17 protein-coding genes and 1 pseudogene are annotated in these 21,322 nt (G+C 63.6%); 11 read left to right on the forward strand and 7 right to left on the reverse strand.

What is annotated here, in order from left to right; all coding sequences use genetic code 11:
• Positions 1–18: 18 nt before the first annotated feature.
• From ACF8FG_RS02125 to ACF8FG_RS02145, 5 genes are all read right to left on the reverse strand, one after another.
• Positions 19–2,517 (reverse strand): fimbria/pilus outer membrane usher protein, encoded by a 2,499-nt coding sequence (locus ACF8FG_RS02125; RefSeq protein ID WP_026031865.1) that lies wholly within the window; start codon positions 2,515–2,517, stop codon positions 19–21.
• A gap of 27 nt (positions 2,518–2,544) precedes the next feature.
• Positions 2,545–3,282: a molecular chaperone gene (locus ACF8FG_RS02130; protein WP_019437417.1), complete on the reverse strand. Its 738-nt coding sequence runs from the start codon at positions 3,280–3,282 to the stop codon at positions 2,545–2,547.
• A 61-nt stretch (positions 3,283–3,343) separates the two neighbouring features.
• Positions 3,344–3,889, reverse strand: a complete 546-nt coding sequence (locus ACF8FG_RS02135) for a fimbrial protein (protein ID WP_019437416.1) — start codon at positions 3,887–3,889, stop codon at positions 3,344–3,346.
• 187 nt (positions 3,890–4,076) lie between these two features.
• Positions 4,077–4,487 carry a PA2817 family protein gene (locus ACF8FG_RS02140; RefSeq protein WP_014591942.1) on the reverse strand — a complete coding sequence of 137 codons (411 nt, stop codon included), beginning with the start codon at positions 4,485–4,487 and terminating at the stop codon, positions 4,077–4,079.
• A gap of 79 nt (positions 4,488–4,566) precedes the next feature.
• Positions 4,567–7,014: an acyl-CoA dehydrogenase gene (locus tag ACF8FG_RS02145; RefSeq protein WP_019437415.1), complete on the reverse strand. Its 2,448-nt coding sequence runs from the start codon at positions 7,012–7,014 to the stop codon at positions 4,567–4,569.
• A gap of 664 nt (positions 7,015–7,678) precedes the next feature.
• Here ACF8FG_RS02145 and ACF8FG_RS02150 point away from each other — a divergent pair.
• From ACF8FG_RS02150 to ACF8FG_RS02160, 3 genes are all read left to right on the forward strand, one after another.
• Positions 7,679–8,302, forward strand: coding sequence for a glutathione S-transferase (locus ACF8FG_RS02150; RefSeq protein ID WP_014591940.1), 624 nt, complete (start codon positions 7,679–7,681; stop codon positions 8,300–8,302).
• Positions 8,303–8,435: 133 nt separating this feature from the next.
• The gene (locus tag ACF8FG_RS02155) at positions 8,436–9,368 is read left to right on the forward strand and encodes an ABC transporter ATP-binding protein (RefSeq protein ID WP_010952922.1); all 933 of its coding nucleotides are present in this window, start codon (positions 8,436–8,438) and stop codon (positions 9,366–9,368) included.
• Positions 9,365–10,144, forward strand: a complete 780-nt coding sequence (locus tag ACF8FG_RS02160) for an ABC transporter permease (RefSeq protein WP_003247128.1) — start codon at positions 9,365–9,367, stop codon at positions 10,142–10,144. Before ACF8FG_RS02155 ends, ACF8FG_RS02160 begins: the two co-directional genes overlap by 4 nt.
• Positions 10,145–10,153: 9 nt before the next feature.
• Here ACF8FG_RS02160 and ACF8FG_RS02165 read toward each other — a convergent pair.
• Positions 10,154–10,660: pseudogene (locus tag ACF8FG_RS02165) on the reverse strand (DUF2062 domain-containing protein); the annotation flags it as partial.
• Between the two features lie 142 nt (positions 10,661–10,802).
• Between ACF8FG_RS02165 and ACF8FG_RS02170 the strand changes: the two are divergent.
• The 8 genes from ACF8FG_RS02170 (at position 10,803) to murB (ending at position 17,709) form a co-directional block, all read left to right on the forward strand.
• Positions 10,803–13,019 (forward strand): DNA internalization-related competence protein ComEC/Rec2, encoded by a 2,217-nt coding sequence (locus ACF8FG_RS02170; RefSeq protein ID WP_318078791.1) that lies wholly within the window; start codon positions 10,803–10,805, stop codon positions 13,017–13,019.
• 151 nt (positions 13,020–13,170) lie between these two features.
• Complete coding sequence (locus ACF8FG_RS02175; protein ID WP_026031862.1) at positions 13,171–13,806, forward strand: MotA/TolQ/ExbB proton channel family protein; 636 nt, start codon at positions 13,171–13,173, stop codon at positions 13,804–13,806.
• Positions 13,803–14,237: a biopolymer transporter ExbD gene (locus tag ACF8FG_RS02180; protein WP_014591937.1), complete on the forward strand. Its 435-nt coding sequence runs from the start codon at positions 13,803–13,805 to the stop codon at positions 14,235–14,237. The genes ACF8FG_RS02175 and ACF8FG_RS02180 overlap by 4 nt, the downstream gene beginning before the upstream one ends.
• A complete protein-coding gene (gene lpxK / locus ACF8FG_RS02185) occupies positions 14,237–15,238 on the forward strand; it encodes a tetraacyldisaccharide 4'-kinase (RefSeq protein ID WP_119713410.1) in 1,002 nt (333 codons plus the stop codon). The genes ACF8FG_RS02180 and lpxK overlap by 1 nt, the downstream gene beginning before the upstream one ends.
• 44 nt (positions 15,239–15,282) lie before the next feature.
• Positions 15,283–15,468, forward strand: a complete 186-nt coding sequence (locus ACF8FG_RS02190; RefSeq protein WP_003247142.1) for a Trm112 family protein — start codon at positions 15,283–15,285, stop codon at positions 15,466–15,468.
• Complete coding sequence (kdsB, locus tag ACF8FG_RS02195) at positions 15,465–16,229, forward strand: 3-deoxy-manno-octulosonate cytidylyltransferase (protein WP_003247143.1); 765 nt, start codon at positions 15,465–15,467, stop codon at positions 16,227–16,229. The genes ACF8FG_RS02190 and kdsB overlap by 4 nt, the downstream gene beginning before the upstream one ends.
• A complete protein-coding gene (locus ACF8FG_RS02200) occupies positions 16,229–16,693 on the forward strand; it encodes a low molecular weight protein-tyrosine-phosphatase (protein WP_014591934.1) in 465 nt (154 codons plus the stop codon). The genes kdsB and ACF8FG_RS02200 overlap by 1 nt, the downstream gene beginning before the upstream one ends.
• Positions 16,690–17,709: a UDP-N-acetylmuramate dehydrogenase gene (gene murB / locus ACF8FG_RS02205; protein ID WP_019437412.1), complete on the forward strand. Its 1,020-nt coding sequence runs from the start codon at positions 16,690–16,692 to the stop codon at positions 17,707–17,709. Before ACF8FG_RS02200 ends, murB begins: the two co-directional genes overlap by 4 nt.
• A 117-nt stretch (positions 17,710–17,826) precedes the next feature.
• On the opposite strand, the gene rne is transcribed toward murB, so the two are convergent.
• Positions 17,827–21,105 carry a ribonuclease E gene (rne, locus tag ACF8FG_RS02210; RefSeq protein WP_019437411.1) on the reverse strand — a complete coding sequence of 1,093 codons (3,279 nt, stop codon included), beginning with the start codon at positions 21,103–21,105 and terminating at the stop codon, positions 17,827–17,829.
• Positions 21,106–21,322 lie beyond the last annotated feature (217 nt).

Below are 21,322 nucleotides of genomic sequence, written 5' to 3' on the forward strand. Positions count from 1 at the left end.
AGAAGGGCGCGGGTGAAGTCATTCACATGTCAGCGATAGCACGCGATAGCCTTGCTGTTGAGCAATGGTCTGCGGGTCCAGCGCGAAGCTGCAGCGGTTTTCGGACGCTTCGCCCCAGCGCGCTTCAAGGCGCTGCAGGCCGTCGGCAACAGACACCATCACGCGGCCTGCCGGGCCGATCATGCCCAACACGTTTTCATTGGCGTCGTGGAGCTGGCTGCCAAAGGGCAAAGGCTGCTGGTCTTTGGTGGCAAGGGTCAGCACCACACGGTTGGCGCGACGGGCCTGGAACTGGGTTTTGATGACTGCGCCGCGGCGAGGTATGGCATTGGCGATGCCGTTGCTGATCTCGACCTCCGGGTTCAGCCGGTCGGTGTCGAGCACGAGCTGGTTCAGCCGGTAGGGACGCAAATGGGGAACCAGGGCATAGCCTTTGGTGTTGGTGCGCACGGCGCCGTGGCTCTGTAACCCCACGTCAGCGGTATCGGGGACATGCAGCAGACCAATGGTTTCGCCCAGGTAGGGCCCGAATTCCAAACCATCAGCGTGCAGCAATGCCGCGCCACTCATATTCAGCGACAGGCTGCTGTAGTCATCCGATACCGAGAGGCCGGCGCCGAGGGTTGCCTGAGGTGCCTGGTAGGCCACGGAAAGGCCGGCGCTTTGTTGCCGCTGTTCGCTGGATGCGACTGTGGCATTGTAGCTTACGCGGTCCACTTGGCCGTTCAACGCTGCCCGCTGCGAAGTACCGTGGGCAGAGTTTTGCAAGTCAAGGCTTAAACTGCTGCTGCGGCCGAACTCCAGCGGCAGGGATACGCTCAGGCCAAACTGACGGTCACTGCCCGAACTGTTTTGCGTCAGTGATTGCGACCCGTAGAGGTTGTAGCTGACGCCGTTGTGCGAGGTGTTGAAATTGAGTTGGAACTGACGCTGGCTATCGCTGCGTTGCCAGTAATCCTGCTGCGAAAGCGTAAGGCTGAGTGTGCTGCGCTCGCCCACACGCTGGTTGATCGAGCCCTCTATTCGGCTACGCCGGCTGCCCAGGAACAATCGGTCGCTGCTGCGCTGGCTGACCCACTCGTCGAAGTCTCGATAGCCTTGGGTGGAATAGCGATACCCGGCAAAGCGCAAGTGTGTGCCGTTGTTGAAGGCTTTGCTGTATCTGGCGCCATAGCTCATGCCTTGCAGGGAATGATGTTCCATGGGGGCGATATCGCTGCGTGCATGGGTGATATCGAAGGAAAGCGCCCCAATTGTCCCCAGGTCCCGTGCGATGCCGATGGCGCCGGCGGTGTAGCCTTGGCTGGCCATCAAGCCGCCATACAGGGTGGCATTCCAGACCATGCCCAAGGCCATTGTTCCTTGCCACAGCAGCGGGTCATCTTGGCTTTGGGCCGGGTTGTAGCGGCCCAGCGTGGTGCTGTAGCGCCAGACCCCGGGACGAAGCAGGTTGGTAATGCTGGCATAGGGCTGGATGAACCGCCGCACCTGGCCATCGGCTTCGGTCAGTACCACCTCCAGCTCGCCCGTGGCGCCCACGTTCAGGTCGTCGATAGCGTACGGGCCAGGGCTGACATACGTTGAGTAGATCGGGTAGCCGTTCTGCCACACTTCGAGTTTGGCGCGCGATTGCGCCACGCCGCGCAGGGTGGGGGCATAACTGCGCATCGCGTCAGGCAGCATGTCGAAATCGGAGGCAAGACGCACGCCGGTGACTGGCACGCTGCGGAATATGTCGCTGCTGGTGAAGGTTTCGCCCAGCGTGATGTTGCCCCAACTGCCTGGCAGGTCGTGCTGGGCGTAGGTGTAGGAACGGTCCCAGGTTTGCCGGCCCTGCTCGTCGCGGCGCCAGGACTGGTTGCTGCGCAAACGCCAGCCGGCGAGGTTGATGCCGCTGTTCAGGAACAAATCCTGGCTGTTCTGGCTGCCGCGTCCGCGGCTTTGGCTTTGCTGCGTGGCCGCCTGGTAACTGACGAAGGCGGCCGGTATGCCATCTTCCCAGCGCGCCGGGTCTACCTGGCCTGCCATATCGCGCTGCAGTGCGATTTGCGGTATGGAAATAGCCAGTTGCAATAGGCTGGCATCGAAGTCGACGCGTGCGCCCGGCACCAGCCTGGGCAGGTCGAGGCAGGCGTTTTCAAGTGTGGTGGGGTCAGAAATGGCATCCAGTCGCAGCCCCAGTTCGGCCATCAGGCCGGGGGGCAGGCACGGCTGCAATTGCCCATCCCCGGCTGGCGGCTCGAACGCAAGTTCATGCACGCCGGCGGGGCTCAGGTTGACCAGCACTTGCACGGGATAGCGCCCGGGCGGCAACTCTTGCTGTTCGGACAGCGCGTGCAGGGCCTGAGCGGCGTTCGTCCTGGGCTGCCCAGGGGACAGGTACAGAAAGCTTGCCTCGAACTCGGCGCCTACCGGTGGTGTGGGTGTTGCCAGCACCTTGCCGGACGCCAGGCAGAGAACCATTGGGCAAACGTGGCGCAGGCGAATACGCCTGCACCCGTGGGGTTGCAGGATCATTGTGGTTCCTTCAGGAGTGGCCGGAGGTCAGGGGGTGTCGTGCACCGGAAGCGTCAGCGGTTTGCTGATGCCGCCGTAGTCATTGATCACCGCTACGATGGCCTGCAAGCCGGGGCCTTCCAGGCTGGGGGGCAGCAGGTAGCTGAGCTCGGACATGGGGGGCACCATGTCTACACCCGGCAGGGCTTCCTGTTGCTTGCCCTTGACCAGGTCCAGCCGGTTGAAGGTGTAGTGATAGGGCGTGGGGTTGTGCAAAGTCAGGTGTGGGCGGCCGTCGCGCAGGGTTCTGACCAGGCGTAGCTCCTTGAGCCTGTGCTCCGGATTACCTTGAACCTGCGTCGGGCGGTAGAACAATTTAATCCGCGTGCGCAGGGCAATGTTCAGGGTGTTCTGTTTACCGTCGATGGCCTGGGGAATTTCTTGCAGGTTGAAAAAGAACAACGATTCGCGGTCCTGGGGCAGGTCGTTTGGCAGGCCGCTGATCTGAACCGACTGGTCCTTGCCTGCAGCCAGCCTGAACAAGGCCGGGGCGGTCATGAGCGGTACGGCCGTGGTGGTGTCATCGGCCTGGGTATTGACCCAGGTCTGGGCGGCGAAGGGGCGCTGGCTGGGGTTGGCAACTACCACCGAAGCGCTGCGCTGACTGCTTTCGTAGATGATGCGCGTGCTGCTGATGGTAAGGGCGGCCTGGGCGCTGTTCAGCAAGCTGGCCAGAAGCAGCAGGCAACCGCCCAGCATCGTCGAAGTGCGGGTGACGGGGAGCATGGAAAATGACCGATTTTGAGTGACAGTGGGATCCAGGTGCGCGAAGGCACCTGGCAGGGCATCAAGGCAGCGTGATACTGAAGTTCACATCTGCGTTGGCATCACCATCGGTCACTGTGCCGGTCTTCAAGTACGAAGCGTAGAACTTGAGGTCTGTTACGCCTGTGGATGCAATGTCGTACTCCTTGGATGGCGTTCGCGGAGCGACATTTCCCAACATATCATCCTTGATGGCCAACGCCAGGCCCTGCGCTAATCCACCGCCGCTGCGAATGGCATAGTAAGCATTTCCAGGGCCTGCATCGCCGTGGTGAGAGTTGAATGTGACTTGGGTTTTGTAAGGACTTGGAATATTGCAGGTGCCTACATCTGCATCAACGCGTAACGCGAATGGGATGTCGGGGGTGACGGTGTTGGTGTCGAAGTATTTGACCGCGTAGTTTCCAAGCTCAACGGCGCCAATTGCGCCCGAGCCCGGTATGACAATCTCGATCGGGCAAGTACCGCCGCCGTTGATATGCCCTTTGAAAAGGATCTGGCCTCTTTCATCGGCAAAAGCCGTGGTACTTGCCAGGCCCAAGGCTAGCGTCATGAAGATCTTGTTCATGGTTCAATCCATACGTTGATAGGTTGGCTGGCTGCGTGAAGGCACGCAGCGTTTCAGGGTTGCCAGGGCATCCTTGAAACGAGCGACAGCGTACGGGCGGGGGGGCGAAGCGGATGTAGGGCGGAGTGCGACCAGCGTGTTGAAATGTCGACAACCACCCGGCTAGAGCGCCGGGTGCATGGAAAGATCAGTGACGGGAGGCTGGGCCGGTTGGGCTCAATAGCTGTTTTTCAGCATGCCAGTCGAAGGGTTCGTCATTCTGCTCTGCCTCGTAGCGGCGCTCCTCCAGTTGCTGGTAAACGGACAGTTCTTCATCGGGCATGTAGTGCAGGCAGTCGCCGCCGAAGAACCACAGCAGGTCCCGTGGCACCAGGTGGGCGATTTGCGGGTAGCGCTGAATCACCTGGCATGTCAGGTCCTGGCCCAGGTATTGGCTTTCCAGTGGGTTTTGCGGCAGTAGGGTCAGCAGTTCGTCGAAGCGTTCGAGGAACAGGGCGTGGCTTTCCTCCGGCACCTGCTCGGCTTCACCCAGGGCCACCAATATGGTGCGCAGGTGGTTCAGCAGTTGCAGGTGATATTCCAGGTGGGGGTTAGCCATTGGGGTGGTCCTCGAGGTGGTTGAAACGGGGCGCGGAGTATACGCCGGTTGGGGAAGGGGCCGCAAAACGGCCCCTGTCTCAGCGTACCTTGCCTTGCTCCGGTAGCAGCTGTGCCTTGTCGAAGGCATCCACGTCGATCACCGCACGGCGCGCCTGCTCGGCAGCATGCAGGTGTTGCGCCTGATCAGGCTGAAGTACACCACTGTCGACTGCCGCATCGATCACCGACTGCCCGGGCGCTGGCTGTACCTTGCCTTCCTTGATTGCCCGATGCAGCGTGTTGTGCAGCGGCGTCGCCTCCTCCAGCAGGTCGCAGGCCCGTTGCAGGGCTGCCACCGGGTCGCCGTCGGCTTGCGGCCTGAAGCAACCGGCAAGCAGCTCTTCCAGCGCAGGGTCGCCTTTGCTGCGCCCGATCAGCGCTGCCACCTCGGCGTCCAGTTCATCGCTCGGCCCGGTGTGCCGGCGGCCGAAGGGGAATACCAGCACCCGTAGCGCGCAGCCGACGAAGCGGTTGGGGAAGTTGTCGAGCAACCGGTCCAGCGCGTGCTCCGCCTGGCCCAGGCTTTCTTCCATCGCCCAGCGCAGCAGGGGCTGCATGTGCTCGGGCGAACCGAGATCGTGGTAGCGCTTGAGCGCGGCACTTGACAGGTACAGGTAACTGAGTACATCGCCCAGCCGGGCACTCAGGCGTTCCCGGCGCTTTAGCGCGCCGCCGAGCAGCATCATCGACAGGTCCGCCAGCAGGGCAAAGGCGGCGGCCTGGCGGTTGAGGGCCCGGAAGTAGCCTTGGCTCAGCGTGTCCCCCGGTACTTTCTCGAAAAGCCCCAGCCCCAGGTTGAACACCAAAGTGCTGGCCGCATTGCCGGCGGCGAACAGGATGTGTTTCATCAGCAGGTCATCGAATTCCTGAAGCGCCTGATCGTGGTCTTCACGCCCGGCCAATGCCATTTCCTTGAGCACGAACGGATGGCAGCGAATGGCGCCCTGGCCGAAGATCATCAGGTTGCGCGAAAGGATGTTGGCGCCTTCGACCGTGATGAAGATCGGCGCCCCTTGCCAATTACGGCCCAGGTAGTTGTTCGGGCCCATGATGATGCCCTTGCCACCGTGCACGTCCATGGCGTGCTGGATGCATTCGCGGCCACGCTCGGTCAGGTGGTACTTGAGGATCGCCGACAGCACCGAGGGTTTCTCGCCCAGGTCCACGGCCTTGGCGGTCAGCAGGCGGGCACTGTCCATCAGCCAAGCGTTGCCACCGATGCGTGCCAGTGATTCCTGGATGCCTTCGAAGGCCGCCAGTGGCACGTTGAACTGCTCGCGGATATTGGCGTACTGGCCGGTCACCAGGCTGGTGTACTTGGCGGCACCGGTGCCCACGGCTGGCAGGGAGATGGAGCGGCCCACCGACAGGCAGTTCATCAGCATCATCCAGCCTTTGCCAAGCATCGCTTGGCCGCCAATGAGGAAGTCCAGCGGGACGAACACGTCCTTGCCGCTGTTGGGGCCGTTCATGAACGCAGCGCCCAGTGGCAGGTGGCGTTTACCGATTTCCACCCCGGGGGTATCGGTGGGGATCAGCGCCAGGCTGATGCCCAGTGCTTCCTCATCGCCCAGCAGGTGGTCCGGGTCGTAGGCCTTGAATGCCAGGCCCAGCAGGGTGGCGACCGGGCCGAGGGTGATGTAGCGCTTTTCCCAGTTCAGGCGCAGGCCGATCACTTCTTCGCCTTGCCACTGGCCTTTGCAGATGATGCCGGTGTCGGGCATGGCGCCAGCGTCGGAGCCGGCCAGTGGGCCGGTGAGTGCGAAACAGGGGATTTCCTCGCCACGGGCCAGGCGCGGCAGGTAGTGGTTGCGTTGTTCGTCGGTGCCGTAGTGCAGCAGCAGTTCGGCAGGGCCGAGGGAGTTGGGCACCATTACCGTGGAGGCCAGGTCACCGCTGCGGGTGGCCAGTTTCATCGCCACCTGGGAGTGGGCGTAGGCGGAGAAGCCCTTGCCGCCGTATTCCTTGGGGATGATCAGGGCGAAAAAGCCATGTTGCTTGATATGTGCCCAGGCTTCGGGCGGAAGGTCCAGGTCCTGGCCAATCTGCCAGTCGCTGACCATGGCGCACAGCGCTTCGGTAGGGCCATCGATGAAGGCCTGCTCTTCTTCAGTCAGCTTCGGTGCGGGGTAGGCCAGCAAGGTGCGCCAGTCGGGGCGGCCACTGAACAGTTCGCCGTCCCACCACACGGTGCCGGCGTCGATGGCTTCGCGCTCAGTCTGCGACATGGGCGGCAGGGTGCGCTGGAACCAGCGGAATACCGGGGCGGTAAATACTTTGCGTCGCCACTGCGGGAGCGCAACCAGGGCGATCTTCAGGGCCAGCACCACCCAGATCAGGGCCAGCAGCCAGCCCGGGGCACTGCTGAAAATACCCATCAGCAGCACATAGGCCGCCATGATGCCGAGAATCTGCAAAGGCGCCAGGCGCCGATGCGTGAGGTACGCCGCGCCGATCACCAGCACCACCAACCACAACAGCAACATAATCGGTCCTCCTTGGAACCAAGGGCTTGAGCCGTCCCAGACAGCTTAGACGCAATGCTGTGAACGGCATGTTCAGAACAGTGACAGAGTGTGGCGGTGGGAGTTTCAGTTCATTTATTCGCCTGTACCGGCCCATTCGCGGGTAAACCCGCTCCTACAACGGCAGGTGTCGATCCGATCAATGTAGGAGCGGGCTTGCCCGCGAATGCGGTGGCGGCTGCGACGGTGAATGACCGGGGATATTGGCCGGCAGGTCTGGCCCATTCGCGGGTAAACCCGCTCCTACAACGGCAAATGTCGACCCAGATCAATGTAGGAGCGGGCTTGCCCGCGAATGCGGTGGCGGCTGCGACGGTGAATGACCGGGGATATTGGCCGGCAGGTCTGGCCTCTTCGCGGGTAAACCCGCTCCTACAACGGCAAATGTCGACCCCCGATCAATGCAGGAGCGGGCTTGCCCGCGAATGCGGTGGCGGCTGCGACGGTGAATGACCGGGGATATTGGCCGGCAGGTCTGGCCCATTCGCGGGTAAACCCGCTCCTACAACGGTACGTGACGACACCACCGATGGATGTAGGCGCGGGCTTGCCCGCGAAGAGGCCAGTACAGGCGGCGAAGGTCTGGAGTAGACTGTGCCACCTCCGCATTCAAAAGGATGTTGCCATGCTGAAGATCTGGGGCCGCAAGAATTCGAGCAATGTGCGCAAGGCGCTGTGGATCGCCCACGAGTTGGGCCTGGACTTCGAATCCATCGACGCCGGCGGCGCCTTCGGCGTGGTCAACGAGCCGCACTACCGCGCCCGCAACCCCAACGGCCTGGTGCCGATGCTCGAAGACGGCGACCTGACTTTGTGGGAGTCCAACACCATCGTTCGCTACCTGTGCGCGGAGTATGGCACGGAGCAGGGCTGGTATCTGGCAGACCCACGCCAGCGCGCCCTGGCCGACAAGTGGATGGACTGGACCACATCGTCCTTCGCCGCACCCTTCCGCCCGCTGTTCTGGGGCCTGCTGCGCACGCCGGAAGACCAGCGCGACTGGGTGGCAATCAACGCCGCGCACAAGCAGTGCGCGCAATTACTGGCTATTGCCGACGAAACCCTGGCCAATCAGCCGTACCTGTCCGGTGACCAGATCGGCATGGGCGACATCCCACTGGGTAGCTTCATTTATGCCTGGTTCGAACTGCCCATCGAGCGCCCGGCCATGTACCACCTTCAAGCCTGGTATGAACGCCTGAAGCAACGCCCGGCCTACCAGGCCGCAGTGATGACCGCGCTCACTTGAACCCGCTTCGATAGTCATTATCAATAGATGTGACTGTACTTGTGCAGCCTGGCCTAGCACCATGGCTGCACTCACTGCGCCAGTGACTTTACCTGGCGTGTCCTGCACCTTTTTCTTCGGTAAGTGACCCGCTATGAGTTCCGCCCTGTCCATCCGACAGCTGACCAAGACCTACGGCAATGGCTTTCAGGCCCTCAAAGGCATCGACCTCGATGTTGCCGAAGGCGACTTCTTCGCCTTGCTCGGCCCCAACGGCGCCGGTAAATCCACCACCATCGGCATTCTCTCGACCCTGGTGAACAAGACCAGCGGCACAGTGAACGTGTTCGGTCACGACCTGGACCGCGAGCCCTCCGCGCTCAAGCGTTGCCTGGGCGTGGTGCCGCAAGAGTTCAACTTCAACCAGTTCGAAAAGACCTTCGACATCGTCGTCACCCAGGCCGGGTACTACGGCATCCCGCCCAAGCTGGCCAAGGAGCGCGCCGAGCAGTACCTGACCCAGCTGGGCTTGTGGGACAAACGTGATGTGCAGTCGCGTTCGTTGTCCGGCGGCATGAAGCGGCGTCTGATGATTGCCCGTGCATTGATCCACGAACCGCGGCTGCTGATCCTGGACGAACCTACCGCCGGGGTGGATATCGAGCTGCGCCGCTCGATGTGGAGCTTCCTCACCGAGCTGAACCAGAAGGGCATCACCATCATCCTCACCACCCACTACCTGGAAGAGGCTGAACAGCTGTGCCGTAACATCGGCATCATCGACCATGGCACCATCGTCGAGAACACCAGCATGCGCCAGTTGCTGGGCAAGCTGCATGTCGAAACCTTCGTGCTCGACCTCAAGCAGGACCTGGCCGCGGCGCCGGTACTGCAGGGCTACCCGTGCCGGCTGCTGACCCCGCATACCCTGGAAGTGCAGGTGGAGAAGGACATCGGCATCACCGCGCTGTTCGGCCAGCTGGCGCTGCAGAACATCGAAGTGCAGAGCCTGCGCAACAAGACCAACCGACTCGAGGAGCTGTTCGTGTCCCTGGTGGAAAAAAACCTGTCGAAGGTGGCCGTATGAGTGTGGAACTGCGCACCAACTGGGTCGCCCTGAACACCATCGTCTACCGCGAAGTGCGGCGCTTTCTGCGCATCTGGCCGCAAACGTTGCTGCCGCCAGCGATCACCATGGTCCTGTACTTCGTCATCTTCGGTAACCTGATTGGCCGGCAGATCGGCGACATGGGTGGCTTCACCTACATGCAGTACATCGTGCCGGGGCTGATCATGATGTCGGTGATCACCAACTCCTACGGCAACGTGGTGTCGAGCTTTTTCGGCAGCAAGTTCCAGCGCTCGATCGAAGAACTGATGGTGTCGCCGGTGTCGCCGCACACCATTCTCGTCGGCTATGTGCTGGGTGGGGTGCTGCGTGGTTTGGCGGTGGGTGTGATCGTGACCATCCTGTCGATGTTCTTCACCGACCTGCAGGTGCACCACCTGGGCGTGACCGTGGTGGTTGTGCTGCTGACGGCCACCATCTTTTCGCTGCTTGGGTTCGTCAACGCAGTGTTTGCGCGCAACTTCGACGACATCTCGATCATCCCGACCTTCGTGCTGACGCCGCTGACCTACCTGGGCGGGGTGTTCTACTCGATCAACCTGCTGCCGCCGTTTTGGCAGACCGTGTCGTTGGCCAACCCGGTGCTGCACATGGTCAACTCGTTCCGCTACGGCATTCTAGGGGTGTCGGATATCAGCATTGGCACGGCGATCACCTTCATGCTGGTGGCTACTGCGGTGCTCTACGTTGTTTGCGTTCGCTTGCTGGTCAGCGGCCGCGGCATGCGGGCCTGAAGCCTTGCACCGGCATTGGCGACGACGCCACTGCCGGCCCACCCACCAGCGCCAGTAGAACATGGTGGAGAAGTAGGCAAGGATGCCCAGCACCACGCCGCACACCACCGAGCCGAGCAGGAAGGGTTGCCACAGCGTCGACAGCTGGTCGGTGATCCACTGGAAGGTCAGTTCGTCGGGCAGGGTGCGCGGCGGTACCTGCATCAGCCAGGCACCGGTCATGTAGGTGACGAAGAACACCGGCGGCATCGTCAACGGGTTGGTCAGCCACACCAGGCTGACGGCGACCGGCAGGTTGCCGCGCACCGGGATCGCCAAGGCCGCCGCCAGCAGCATTTGCATCGGGATGGGAATAAGCGCCGCGAACAGGCCCACACCCATGGCTCTGGCCACCGAATGGCGGTTCAGGTGCCAGAGGTTGGGATCGTGCAGCAACTTGCCGAAAAAGCGTAAGGACTTGTGTTCCCGAATGCTGGTCGGGTCCGGCATGTAGCGTTTGAAAAGTCGGCGCGGCATGTAGGCTCCCGGAGCGTTGACCCTGGCAGTATGCCCTTAATCCTGCTCCGACTCGTTTAGAGTTTGTGACAATTGTTGAGCAAGCGTTGCCGGCAATTGGGCTATGCCTCAGGAGGTGATTCGCCTTCTGGAGCTCTACCTCATGCGCACAGGGATGTTTGCGCTCGCGCTCGGGCTGTTGTGCCTGGGCTTTCTTCCTGCATTGCCATCGGTCGGATGGTTGATAACCCTGGCAGCCTGCGCTGTCGGCAGCCTGTTTACCCGCGTCTGGCCACTGGGTTGGTTTCTGCTGGGCTTGTGTTGGGCGTGCGGGTCTGCTCAGCAGGCCCTTGATGATCGTCTGGCTGCCGGCCTGGAGGGGCGCACCTTGTGGCTGGAAGGGCGGGTGGCGGGTTTGCCGGCCCGCACAGCACAAGGCGTGCGTTTCGAACTGGAAGCGCCACGCTCGCGGCGGGCCGAACTGCCTCAGCGCTTGCAACTGCGCTGGTTCGACGGGCCGCCGCTGCGGGCGGGCGAGCAGTGGCGGCTGGCGGTGACCTTGCAGCGCCCGGACGGGCTGCTGAACCCGCATGGGCCCGACCGTGAAGCGCAGTTGCTGGCGCGACGGGTGGGCGCTACGGGTACGGTCAAGGCGGGGCAGTTGCTGGCGCCAGTCGCCGGTGGTTGGCGCGATGCGCTGCGTCAGCGCTTGCTGATGGTCGAAGCCAATGGCCGACAGGCAGCGCTGGTGGCCCTGGTGCTTGGCGATGGTGCGGGCCTGGCCCGGGAGGACTGGCAGACGTTGCAGGCCACCGGCACGGTGCACCTGCTGGTGATTTCCGGCCAGCACATCGGCCTGGTCGCCGGTTTGCTCTATGGCCTGGTTGCCGGGCTGGCGCGTTGGGGGCTATGGCCGGCAAGGCTACCGTGGTTACCCTGGGCCTGCGGCCTGGCCATGGCCGCAGCGCTGGCCTACGGGTGGCTGGCTGGCGGTGGGGTGCCAGTGCAGCGGGCCTGCCTGATGCTGGCCGTGGTGCTGCTCTGGCGTCTGCGCTTTCGCCACCTTGGCGTTTTTTTTCCGTTGCTGGTTGCACTGGTCGCTGTGCTTGTCTTCGAGCCACTGGCGGCGTTGCTGCCTGGGTTCTGGCTGTCGTTCGCCGCCGTGGCCACGCTCATCTACTGCTTCAGTGCCCGGTTGGGTGGTTGGCGGCCCTGGCAGGCCTGGACGCGTGCGCAATGGGTGATCGCCGTCGGCTTGCTGCCGGTGTTGCTGGCCACCGGCTTGCCGGTGAGCCTCAGTGCGCCGCTGGCCAACCTTGTGGCGGTGCCGTGGGTCAGCCTGGCGGTCTTGCCGTTGGCGTTGCTGGGCACGCTGATGTTGCCGCTGGCGGGCGTTGGCGAGGCGTTGCTCTGGCTGGCAGGTGGCCTGCTGGATGTGCTGTTCCGCGGGCTGGCGCTGGTGGCGCAGCAGCGCCCGGCATGGGTGCCGCCGGCCCTGCCGTTGTGGGCCTGGCTGCTGGTATGTCTGGGTGCGCTGTTGATTTTGCTGCCCCGTGGTGTGCCGCTGCGCGGGTTGGGAGGGGTGATGCTGCTGGCGCTGTGGGTGCCCAGGGAGCCGGTGCCGTTTGGCCAGGTCGAGGTCTGGCAGCTGGATGTTGGCCAGGGGCTGGCGGTGTTTTTGCGTACGCGGCATCACAGCCTCCTCTACGATGCCGGGCCGGCCAGGGGGGAAAGCGACTTGGGGGAACGCGTGGTGCTGCCAACCTTGCGCAAGCTGGGGGTGGGCGGCCTTGACGTGATGGTGATCAGCCATGCGCATGCCGATCATTCGGGCGGGGCCGGAGCCATCCAGCGTGGTTTGCCGATCAAGCGGATAATCGGTGGGGAAGCGCTGGTTGATGTTCCGTTGCAGCCTTGTGTCAGTGGCGAGCAATGGGATTGGGATGGCGTGCGCTTTTCGCTGTGGCGCTGGGTGGACGGGCAGAGCAGTAATGACCGTTCCTGTGTCTTGTTGGTCGAAGCGCAGGGTGAGCGCTTGCTGCTGGCAGGGGATATCGAGGCTGCTGCCGAAAGGGCCTGGCTGGCGGACACTGAAGTGCCGCGTATCGACTGGCTGCAGGCGCCGCATCATGGCAGCCGCAGTTCGTCCACCGAGGCGTTCGTCCGGGCTACCGCACCGCGCGGGGTATTGATTTCGCGGGGGCGCAACAACAGCTTCGGGCATCCGCACGTGCAGGTGGTCGAGCGGTATGGGCGGCATGGAGTGGTGATGCATGATACGGCAGTGGAGGGGGCATTGCGGTTGGTGCTGGGGCGGCACGGGGAGGTTGAGGATGTGCGCCGACAGCGGCGATTCTGGCGTGATGTTGGTGGTGGCTGATCTGGCCCTTTCGCAGGTAAACCCGCACAGTTACTGCACGACCCAGAGGCCCGACCCGGTCGCCTGACAGCCGAATTCCCTGACCTCCGGCAGATGAGCCCTCGGCGCGCCTATGGTAGAGTGGCGACCTTTTTCCGAAGGGGCGTTTATTGTGTGGGAATTGGTCAAGTCCGGTGGTTGGATGATGCTGCCGATCATTCTGAGCTCCATCGCTGCCATGGCTATCGTCGTCGAACGCCTGTGGACCTTGCGCGCCAGTCGCGTCACCCCGCCGCACCTGCTGGGCCAGGTATGGATGTGGATCAAGGACAAGCAACTGACCAGTGACAAGCTCAAGGCCCTGCGTGCCGATTCGCCACTGGGTGAAATCCTCGCGGCGGGCCTGGCCAATTCGCGTCACGGTCGGGAGATCATGAAAGAGTGCATCGAGGAGGCCGCCTCGCGCGTCATCCATGAACTGGAGCGCTACATCAGCACCCTCGGCACCATCGCCGCCATGGCGCCTCTGCTCGGCCTGCTGGGCACCGTGCTGGGCATGATCGACATTTTTAGCGCCTTCATGGGCTCGCAGATGACCGCCAACGCCGCCGTGCTGGCCAGTGGCATCTCCAAGGCCCTGGTCACCACTGCGGCTGGCCTGATGGTCGGTATCCCGGCGGTGTTCTTCCACCGCTTCCTGCTGCGCCGCATCGATGAACTGGTGATCGGCATGGAGCAGGAGGCGATCAAGTTGGTGGAAGTGATCCAGGGTGACCGTGAAGTGGAAGTGGCCGGAGGCAAGGCGTGAAGTTCCGGCGCAATCGCCAGCGGGAGAACGTCGACATCAACCTGGCGTCGCTGATCGACGTGGTGTTCGTCCTGCTTCTGTTCTTCGTGGTTACCACTACCTTCACCCGCGAAACGCAACTTCGCGTCGAGCTGCCCGAAGCCACCAGCGCCGAGCCGGCGCCGGCCGACCCGGGCAAGCTGGTAGAAATCACCATCAGCGCCGAAGGCGTGTATTCGGTGAACAACCACCTGCTGCCCAAAAGCGACCTGGCCACCCTGAGCGAGGCCATAGAGCGCGAGTCGGGCGGCGACAACACGCTGCCGCTGGCCATCAGCGCCGACGGCAAGACCCCGCACCAGGCTGTGGTCACCGCAATGGATGCTGCCGGCAAGCTCGGTTTCAGCCAGTTGCGCATGACCACCGTCGAGGCGGCCCAGGGCACGCCTTGATGGCGTTCGCCGACCGCTTGCTCGCTGCCTGGTACGCCGGGCATCCGGCGCTGGCGCTGCTGCGTCCGCTGGAGGCCTTGTATCGCCGCGTGGTCACGCGCAAGCGGGCACGTTTTCTAAGGGGTGACAGTGCCAGCTACCGGGCACCGGTACCGGTCATTGTGGTGGGCAACATCACCGTCGGTGGCACCGGCAAGACGCCGATGATCCTCTGGCTGATCGAACACTGCCGCCAGCAGGGGCTGAAGGTGGGTGTGGTCAGCCGCGGTTATGGTGCCAAGCCTCCACAGCTGCCCTGGCGGGTGCAGGCCGATCAGGCGGCCGATCAGGCGGGCGATGAGCCGCTGCTGATCGTGCAACGCACCGGCGTGCCACTGATGATCGACCCCGATCGCTCCCGTGCCGTGCAGGCACTGCTGGCAAGCGAACCCCTCGACCTGATCCTGTGCGACGACGGTATGCAGCATTACCGCCTGGCCCGTGACCTGGAACTGGTGCTGATCGACGCTACCCGCGGCCTGGGCAATGGCCGCTGCCTGCCGGCGGGGCCCTTGCGTGAGCCGGCCGACCGCTTGCGTGAGGCTGACGCGGTGCTGTTCAACGGCGCCAGCGAAGACCGCACCGATGGTTTCGGTTTCCGCCTGCAGCCGTCCGCCCTGGTCAACGTGCGCAGTGGCGAGCGCCGTGCGCTCGACCATTTCCCCGCCGGCCAGCGCCTGCATGCGGTGGCCGGTATCGGCAACCCGCAACGTTTCTTCAACACCCTGCTGGGGCTAAACTGGCAGCCGGTGCCGCATCCCTTCGCCGACCATGCGCAGTTCAGTGCCCGGAGCCTGGCTTTCAGCCCGCCACTGCCGCTGGTCATGACCGAAAAGGACGCGGTGAAATGCCGGGCCTTTGCCGCTGACGACTGGTGGTACCTGGCCGTCGAAGCGCAGCCTACGCCGGCTTTCAGCGCCTGGTTCGACAACCAGTTGCAACGCTTGTTGCGCAAACCCTGAGCCCGTTTTCAATTTCCGGCCACCTGGCCTAAAGGAAGCCTCCAATGGACACCAAACTGCTCGATATCCTGGCCTGCCCGATCACCAAGGGCCCGCTCAAGCTGAGCGCCGACAAGACCGAGCTGATCAGCAAGGGCGCTGGCCTGGCCTACCCGATTCGCGACGGTATCCCGGTCATGCTGGAAAGCGAGGCACGCACCCTGACCGACGACGAGCGTCTTGACAAATGAGCCTTGAATTTACGGTTGTAATCCCCGCCCGGCTGCGCTCCACCCGCCTGCCAGGCAAACCGCTGCTGCTGATTGCCGGCAAGCCGATGGTGCAACATGTGTGGGAGCAGGCCCGCAAGAGCGGTGCCAGCCGTGTGGTCATCGCCACCGACGACACCAGCATCCTCGAAGCCTGCCAGGCCTTCGGCGCCGAAGTGCTGATGACCCGTGCCGATCATGAATCGGGCACTGACCGTCTGGCCGAAGTGGCCGCGTATCTCGGTTTGCCGGCTGACGCCATCGTGGTCAACGTGCAGGGCGACGAGCCGCTGATCCCGCCGGTGATCATCGATCAGGTGGCGGCCAACCTGGCTGCGCATCCGGAAGCGGGCATCGCCACCTTGGCCGAGCCGATCCATGAGCCGGAAACCGTGTTCAACCCTAACGCGGTCAAGGTGGTGAGTGACAAGAACGGCCTGGCCCTGACGTTCAGCCGAGCGCCGCTGCCCTGGGCCCGCGATACCTTTGCCAAGGCCCGCGACGTGCTGCCGGAAGGGGTGCCATATCGCCGCCATATTGGCATGTACGCCTACCGTGTCGGCTTCCTGCACGACTTCGTCAGCTGGGGCCCATGCTGGCTTGAGCAGGCTGAAGCGCTGGAGCAGCTGCGTGCCCTGTGGCACGGCGTGCGCATTCACATCGAGGACGCCATCGAGGCACCTGCCGTGGGTGTCGATACCCCTGAGGATCTGGAGCGCGTACGGCGCTTGCTGGAGGCCTGATGCGCGTCCTGTTCGTGTGCCTGGGCAATATCTGCCGCTCGCCCACTGCCGAAGGCGTGCTGCGCTATCAATTGCAGGCCGCCGGGCTCGCCGACAAGGTGCAGGTGGCTTCTGCCGGCACCGGCGATTGGCATGTCGGCAAGGCCCCAGACAGCCGCACCTGCAAGGCGGCGCTGGCGCGTGGTTATGATCTGTCGCAGCAACGCGCCCAACAGGTCAAGGCATCGCACTTCGCCGAATACGACCTGGTGTTGGCCATGGATGAGCACAACCTGCGCGATCTGCGGGCCCTGCGCCCGTCCACGGCAGAGGGTGAACTCGACCTGTTCCTGCGCCGCTACGGTGCAGCACTGGATGAAGTGCCAGACCCTTACTACGGTGGCGCCGATGGCTTCGAGCAGGTGCTGGATCTGGTGGAAGCGGCTTGCCAGGCGCTGGTACTGGAAATCAAGGGGCGTCTATGACAGTGCAGTGGCAGGAGCAGGTATCGCTCAAGCCTTACAATACCTTCGGCATCGACGTGAAGGCGCGCTATTTCAGCCAGGTGCAGGACGACCAGCAGGTGCGTCAGGCGCTGGGCCAGGCACAGCAAAGAGGCTTGCCGGTACTGGTGATCGGGGGTGGCAGCAACCTGCTGCTGACCCGTGATATCGATGCACTGGTGCTGCACATGGCCAGCCGCGGTCGGCGTGTGCTCAGTGACGATGGCGAGTGTATCGTGGTCGAAGCCGAGGCCGGTGAGCCGTGGCACGCGTTTGTGCAGTGGGCGCTGGCGCAGGGCTATTGCGGGCTGGAGAACCTCAGCCTGATCCCCGGCACCGTCGGTGCTGCGCCGATGCAGAACGTGGGCGCATACGGGGTGGAGATCAAGGACGTATTCGCCGGGTTGACAGCCCTGGACCGTGAGACGGGCGAGCTGCGTGACTTCGGTTTGGCAGAATGTGCTTTCGCCTATCGCGACAGCCTTTTCAAGCGCAACCCCGGCCGCTGGTTGATCCTGCGTGTGCGCTTTGCCTTGACCCGCACCCTGCACGCTCATCTGGATTACGGCCCGGTGCGCCAACGCCTGTCTGAGCAGGGGGTGATCGAGCTGACCGCGCAAGCGATCAGTGATGCAATCTGCAGCATTCGCCGCGAGAAGCTGCCAGATCCGGTAGAGCTTGGCAATGCCGGGAGCTTCTTCAAGAACCCGGTGGTAACGGCTGATCTGGTCGAGCGAATTCGTGCGCAGTATCCCGCGGTTGTGGCTTACCCCCAAGCGGATGGCCAGGTGAAACTGGCGGCGGGCTGGTTGATTGAGCAGGCGGGCTGGAAGGGTCATCGTGAGGGTGATGCTGGCGTGCATCGCTTGCAGTCGCTGGTGCTGGTCAACTATGGCCAGGCGAGCGGGGCGCAGATGCATGCGCTGGCGCGCAAGATTCAGGCGGATATCTTCGAGCGGTTTGGGGTTGAGTTGGAGATGGAGCCTAATCTTTACTGATTTGCCGGCTGTGAACCTCCCGTAGGAGCGGGTTTACCCGCGAAGAGGCCAGTCAGGCAAACCAAAAAAAGCCCCGCCAGTTCGCACTGGCGGGGCTTTTTCATTCAGCTTTGGCTATCAGCCGTGATGAGGTTTGTGCTCATCGGCGGTTTCCAAGGCTGGTTCCTGGGAAGCTGCAGCAGCTTCCTGTGCCGCTTTGGCAGCAGCCTCGGCCTCGCGCTTGCGGCGACGCACTTCACGTGGGTCGTTCGGTGCGCGGCCGTTGGCCAGCATGACAGTGGCAGGTTCGACCACTGCAGGTGCCGGTGCAGGCTCGGCCACCACTTCTGGCTGGGCTTCGACAACCGGGGCAGGCTGTACGGCAACCGGAGTGACTTCGGCCACGGCCGGGGCCTGTTCGATTTCACCGGCTTCTACCGCTGGGGCTTCTGCTGGGGTTTCAGTGACCACGGTTTCTGCAACCACGACCGGCTCAACAGCAGGTGCATTTTCAGCGACAGGCTGCGGGGCCATTTCGACCACAGGCTCGGCAGTTGCCGCGGCTGCGGCCACTGGCTCGGTGACCGGCTGCTCGACCGCTGGGGCCACGGACGCTTCTTCAGCTTTGGTGACCGCTTCGACCTGCTCGACCGGTTGGGCGGCTTCGCTGTTGTCGGTTTCTGCAACGGCGGCGACTTCAGCGGTGGCGCGCTCGGCCTGCTGGTTGGCCTGGGCTTCTGCGTCGGAGCTGATGTTGCTGCTTGCGACAGCAGCCGTCACGGCAAGGCCGGCAGCCAGTTCGGCACCCAGCTCGGTGGCCTGGTGCTGTTGTGGCTGCTCTTCGCTGCCTTCTTCTTCACTGCCGTCGATCAGCTCGCCATTGGCATTGCGCTGACGCTCACGACGGTTGCTGCGACGACGCTGGCCACGGGAGCGGCGGCGCGGGCGCTCGCCATCGGTGCCTTCCTGCTCGTCTTGCAGCAGCTCTTCGCCTGGCAGTTGCTCTTCGGCCAGTTCGGCTGCCTGTTCGGTTGCTTCTTCGGCAGCGCGTGGTTGGCGCTCTTCGCGTGGTGGGCGCGGGGCGCGTTCTTCGCGTGGAGCACGTTCTTCGCGTGGAGCACGTTCTTCGCGAGGGGCGCGTTCTTCACGTGGGGCACGTTCTTCGCGAGGGGCGCGTTCTTCACGCGGTGCCCGTTCTTCACGTGGGGCACGCTCTTCGCGCGGTGCGCGTTCTTCACGTGGAGCACGCTCTTCACGCGGTGCGCGCTCTTCACGTGGCGCTCGCTCTTCGCGGGCTACACGTTCTTCACGCGGCTGGCGCTCTTCGCGTTCGGTTGGCGGGGTAGCGTCCAGCGGCTCGCGCAGTTCGCGAACGCGCTCTTCGCCGCGGTTGCTACGGCGGTCTTCGCGTGGCTGGCGCGGAGCACGTTCTTCACGCGGTGCACGCTCTTCACGTGGGGCACGTTCCTCACGCGGTGCACGCTCTTCGCGCGGGGCGCGTTCCTCGCGCGGGGCACGCTCTTCACGCGGTGCGCGCTCGGCACGCTCTTCACGCGGTTTGCGTTCTTCGTCGCGGCGGCCGTTGCGGTTGCGGCTTTGCTGGCGGCCGTTGCGGCGTTCTTCGTTGCGCGGGCTGCGCTCGGCAGCCGGTTTTTCGGCGGCGGGAACCACTGGCGCGGCGGCAGGCTCGTCCTTGCCGGCGAACAGGCTCACCAGTGACTTCACCAGGCCTTTGAACAGGCTTGGCTCCGGAGCGCTCGGGGCAGGGGCGACTGGAGCGGCAGCCTGGGGCTCTTCAGCGGCGGCCGGTACCGGTGCGTTGGCGCGGGCCGGGGCCGTCTTCACTGCGGCTTCCTGGCGTACCAGGGTGCGGGTGGCGGTCGGTTGCGGCGCTTCTTCGGCTTCGGCGGCAGCGATTTCGTAGCTGGACTGGTTGTTCAGCACTTCAGGGTTGTCGTCGCGCAGGCGCTGGACTTCGAAGTGCGGGGTTTCCAGGTGGTCGTTCGGCAGGATGATGATGCGCGCACGGGTGCGCAGCTCGATCTTGGTAATCGAATTACGCTTTTCGTTCAGCAGGAAAGCGGCTACCGGGATCGGCACTTGAGCACGTACTTCGGCGGTGCGGTCCTTCAGGGCTTCTTCTTCGATCAAGCGCAGGATGGCCAGCGACAGCGATTCGACGTCACGGATGATGCCGGTGCCGGAGCAGCGTGGGCAGACGATGCCGCTGCTTTCGCCCAGCGATGGGCGCAGGCGCTGACGGGACATTTCCAGCAGGCCGAAGCGCGAGATGCGGCCTACCTGCACGCGGGCGCGGTCGGCTTCCAGGCATTCACGAACGCGCTCTTCAACGGCGCGCTGGTTCTTCGCCGGGGTCATGTCGATGAAGTCGATGACGATCAGGCCGCCGATGTCACGCAGGCGCAGCTGGCGGGCGATTTCCTCGGCCGCTTCCAGGTTGGTCTGCAGGGCGGTTTCTTCGATGTCGCTGCCTTTGGTGGCGCGCGCCGAGTTGATGTCGATCGACACCAGGGCTTCGGTCGGGTCGATCACGATCGAACCGCCGGACGGCAGGTCGACCACGCGCTGGAAGGCCGTCTCGATCTGGCTTTCGATCTGGAAGCGGTTGAACAGCGGTACGCTGTCTTCGTACAGCTTGACCTTGCTGGCGTACTGCGGCATCACCTGGCGGATGAAGGTCAGCGCTTCTTCCTGGGCGTCGATGCTGTCGATCAGCACTTCGCCGATGTCCTGGCGCAGGTAGTCGCGGATGGCGCGGATGATGACGTTGCTTTCCTGGTAGATCAGGAATGGCGCGGCGCGGTCCAGGGACGCTTCCTTGATGGCGGTCCACAGCTGCAGCAGGTAATCCAGGTCCCACTGCATTTCTTCGCTGCTGCGGCCAAGGCCGGCAGTGCGCACGATCAGGCCCATATCGCCCGGTACGGTCAGGCCGTTCAGGGCTTCGCGCAGTTCGTTGCGCTCTTCGCCTTCGATGCGGCGCGAGATGCCACCGGCGCGCGGGTTGTTGGGCATCAGCACCAGGTAGCGGCCGGCCAGGCTGATGAAGGTGGTGAGGGCGGCGCCTTTGTTGCCGCGCTCTTCCTTCTCGACCTGAACGATGACTTCCTGGCCTTCGCTGAGCACTTCCTTGATGTTGACCCGGCCTTCTGGGGCCTTCTTGAAGTACTCGCGGGAGATTTCTTTCAGCGGCAGGAAGCCGTGACGTTCGGAACCGAAGTCGACGAAGGCGGCTTCGAGGCTGGGTTCGATGCGGGTGATCTTGCCTTTGTAGATGTTGGCCTTTTTCTGCTCGCGCGCGCCGGACTCGATGTCCAGGTCGTAGAGACGTTGGCCGTCCACCAGGGCTACACGCAACTCTTCGGGTTGAGTCGCGTTAATCAGCATTCTTTTCATGTTGTACCGTCGGTTTCCGGGCTGCCGGAAACGGCGTTCGGCACACACGACGTCTCATGGTCGGTGCCAAGGTGCGCAAAGGGTGGCCGGGCCACCCCCGTGTCGAGCGACGTTCGGCACCAGCCGGTTGCCCAGCCTGCCGTTGTCGCGACGACGCGTCCTGTTTGCTGCGGTGCCAACAAGGCCCCGGTGGCTTCGAATAGGTATCCGAATCAAC

The sequence above is a fragment of the Pseudomonas sp. YQ_6 genome (assembly GCF_043103245.1).
Lineage (GTDB): Bacteria > Pseudomonadota > Gammaproteobacteria > Pseudomonadales > Pseudomonadaceae > Aquipseudomonas > Aquipseudomonas alloputida.